This is a genomic window from Streptomyces sp. BE303 (assembly GCF_036290945.1).
GTDB lineage: Bacteria > Actinomycetota > Actinomycetes > Streptomycetales > Streptomycetaceae > Kitasatospora.
Map to the genome: position 1 here is coordinate 1 of NZ_JAQYWZ010000157.1, position 3,066 is coordinate 3,066.

Below are 3,066 nucleotides of genomic sequence, written 5' to 3' on the forward strand. Positions count from 1 at the left end.
ACTTGCCGTCCACCACGGCATGGCCGTCGCTCCCGACACCCCGGGCATCGGGATCGACTGGGACATGGACGCCATCGACAACCGGAGGGTCGCATGAGCACCCCCACCGCGCCGTCCGACACCGCGACGACACACCCCGACAAGCCGCCCGGCAAGGCACACCGGCTCCCGTTCTGGGTCAACCAGCGACTCGGCCTGCTCCTCCTGCCCCTGCTCCACGTCGCCCTGTTCGGCACGCTGCGACCCGCCTACCTCGACGACCTCTGTGTCGGCCCGGTGTGCGGCACGCCCGCCGTCCCGCACATCGCCCAGTTCACCCTGCTCGCCCTAACCGGACTCGGGTTCCTCTACGGCTGCACCCGCCTCGGCCGCGAACTCCTCCTCACCGGCGCGAACCCCGCGGCGGCCGAACTGTCCGGCGTCCCCACCGGCCGGCGCACTGTCCTCGCGCACGCCCTGTCCGGCCTGCTCGCCGCACTCGCCGGCTTCATGGCCGCCATCGGCACCGGCACCTTCCGCGCCCCCAACGGCGACAGCTACATGCTCCCCGACCACGACCACGGCTTCGAGCAGATGAGCCCGAAAATTATCCGCCGCATCCACAACCGGCCAGCCCCGGCCCTGTCCGCGAGGGCCGACGCATGACGCGGCGCATCGTGCAGCTGATCCGGCTCCGGCCCGAGAAGGCAAACGAGTACCGCACGCTGCACCGCGCGGTTCCGCAGCCGGTCCTGGCCCGGCTGCGGGCCTGCCACATCGCCAACTACTCGATCCACCTGCGCGGGGACCTCCTGATCGGCTGCTTCGACTATCTGGGCGACGACTTCGAGGCCGACATGGCCCGCATGGCCGCCGACGAAGCGACGCAGGCGTGGTGGTACCTCACGGCCCCCTGCCAGGAACCCGTGGCGGACGCCGCACCGGGACAGTGGTGGGCACCGACGGAACAGGTGTTCCGGATGGAGTGATCCGCCCTGCCCCACCGATCCACTCGATCGAAAGGAGAACCCCTTGCCACCGCGTCCGGCCGTCTTCCACGACGGCGCCTATGCCGCACCTCTCACCCCTCAGCCCTCTACAGCTGTGCCCTCCGGTTCCGGCCCGACCCCTACCTGCGCCCGTGGCCCCTTCCGCGCCCCGACAGCGTGGCCGCCCAGCTAGGCGAATCGCCACAGACCACCTGGGAGGTGACCACATGACGACCGACCTGACCGGCCTGCGCGCCGTCGTGACCGGCGGGGCATCGGGTATCGGCCTGGCCACCGCCCGACTCCTCGCGCGGAACGGCGCCCGGGTGGCCGTCCTCGACCTCCACTCCTTCCATGTCGAACATCCCCTCATCAGCATCCGGGCGGACGTCGGGGACGACACCGCGGTACGCATTGGCGTGGGGCACGCCGCAACCGCACTCGACGGGATCGACATCCTCGTCAACAACGCGGGGATCGGCGCCATCGGCACGGTCGAGGACAACCCCGACGACCAGTGGCACACCGTCCTGGACGTCAACGTCCTCGGACTCGTCCGCGTCACCCGCGCCGCACTGCCCCATCTACGGGCTTCCGCGCACGCCTCGGTCGTCAACGTCTGCTCGATCGCGGCGACGGCCGGCCTGCCCCAGCGCGCCCTGTACTCCGCGAGCAAGGGAGCGGTCCTCTCGCTCACCCTCGCGATGGCGGCCGACCACGTCCGGGAGGGAATCCGGGTCAACTGCGTCAACCCCGGCACCGTCGACACCCCGTGGATCAGCAAGCTCCTGGACCCTACCGCCGACCCCGTCGCGGAGCGCGCCGCCCTTGCCGCCCGCCAGCCACACGGACGTCTGGTCACCCCCGACGAGGTCGCCGCCGCCGTCGTCTACCTCGCCAGTCCCTCAGCCGGCTCCGTCACCGGCACCGCCCTGGCCGTCGACGGAGGCATGGCCGGCCTGCGCCTGAGGCCGGTGGCCCCGTGAACGCCGCCCCGGCCCGGGTGCCCCTCGGACGCGGCACCACCTGGACCTCCCGTCTGGCCTTCGGCGCGGCGGCCATCGGCAACCTCTTCACGGCAACGAGCGACGAGCAGGCCGCCGCAGCGATCGACGCCGCCTGGGATCACGGCATCCGGTCCTTCGACACCGCACCGCACTACGGCCTGGGGCTGTCCGAGCGTCGGCTGGGCGCCTCTCTGGCGGGCCGGCCGCGCGGCGAGTACACCGTTTCCACCAAGGTGGGGCGGCTACTCGAACCCGTCCCCGACCCGACCGGGGACGACCTCGCCAACGGATTCGCCGTGCCTGCCACCCACCGGCGGGCGTGGGACTTCTCCGCCACCGGCGTGCGCCGCAGCCTGGAGGAGAGCCTGACCCGCCTCGGCCTGGACCACGTCGACACCGTCTACCTGCACGACCCGGACGACCACGCCGACCAGGCGCTCACCGAGGCCTACCCCGCCCTGGAGCAGCTCCGCGCGGAGGGTATGGCCAAGGCCGTCGGTGTGGGCATGAACCAGCCGGGCCTCCCGGCCCGCTTCGTCCGGGACACCGATGTCGACGTCGTGCTCCTCGCGGGGTGCTACACCCTGCTGGAGCGCAGTGGACTCGACGAACTGCTGCCACTCGCCGCACAGCGCTCCGTCTCCGTCATCGCCGCAGGAGTCTTCCACTCCGGGCTCCTTGCCGCGCCCGGGCCCGGGGCCATGTACGCCTACCGCCCCGCGACGCCTCACGTCCTGGACCGCGCGCTTCGGCTACAGCGTGTCTGTGAGCGGCACGGTGTGCCGCTGCGGGCGGCCGCCGCCCGCTTCCCGTTCGGACACCCGGCCGTCGCCGCCGTCCTGATCGGCCTACGCACGCCCGACGAGGTCACCGACGCCGTCGAACAGTACAGCCGGCCGATCCCCCACGGGCTGTGGCAGGACCTGCGCGCCGAAGGGCTGCTCCCCGCAGACGTACCGGTCCCGCCCGGCCCGCCGCCCGCGGGCGGGCCCCGTCCGAGGAGCAACCGATGAGCGACCCGATCATCGTCGACGCCCACCACCACGTGTGGGACCTGGCCGTACGCGACCAGGAGTGGATCACCGGCGACG

General features: G+C 72.3%; 4 protein-coding genes. All 4 read left to right on the forward strand.

What is annotated here, in order from left to right:
• Window positions 1–93 precede the first annotated feature (93 nt).
• The 4 genes from PUR56_RS00700 (at window position 94) to PUR56_RS00715 (ending at window position 2,988) form a co-directional block, all read left to right on the forward strand.
• Window positions 94–645 carry an ABC transporter permease subunit gene (locus PUR56_RS00700; protein WP_329947407.1) on the forward strand — a complete coding sequence of 184 codons (552 nt, stop codon included), beginning with the start codon at window positions 94–96 and terminating at the stop codon, window positions 643–645.
• Complete coding sequence (locus tag PUR56_RS00705; RefSeq protein WP_329947408.1) at window positions 642–968, forward strand: L-rhamnose mutarotase; 327 nt, start codon at window positions 642–644, stop codon at window positions 966–968. The genes PUR56_RS00700 and PUR56_RS00705 overlap by 4 nt, the downstream gene beginning before the upstream one ends.
• A gap of 227 nt (window positions 969–1,195) precedes the next feature.
• A complete protein-coding gene (locus tag PUR56_RS00710; protein ID WP_329947409.1) occupies window positions 1,196–1,954 on the forward strand; it encodes an SDR family NAD(P)-dependent oxidoreductase in 759 nt (252 codons plus the stop codon).
• The gene (locus PUR56_RS00715) at window positions 1,951–2,988 is read left to right on the forward strand and encodes an aldo/keto reductase (RefSeq protein WP_329947410.1); all 1,038 of its coding nucleotides are present in this window, start codon (window positions 1,951–1,953) and stop codon (window positions 2,986–2,988) included. Before PUR56_RS00710 ends, PUR56_RS00715 begins: the two co-directional genes overlap by 4 nt.
• The last annotated feature ends 78 nt before the right edge of the window (window positions 2,989–3,066 follow it).

Coding starts and splice junctions, on each gene's coding strand:
- PUR56_RS00700 (WP_329947407.1), top strand. CDS start 94: ATGAGCACCCCCACCGCGCCGTCCGACACCGCGACGACACACCCCGAC.
- PUR56_RS00705 (WP_329947408.1), top strand. CDS start 642: ATGACGCGGCGCATCGTGCAGCTGATCCGGCTCCGGCCCGAGAAGGCA.
- PUR56_RS00710 (WP_329947409.1), top strand. CDS start 1,196: ATGACGACCGACCTGACCGGCCTGCGCGCCGTCGTGACCGGCGGGGCA.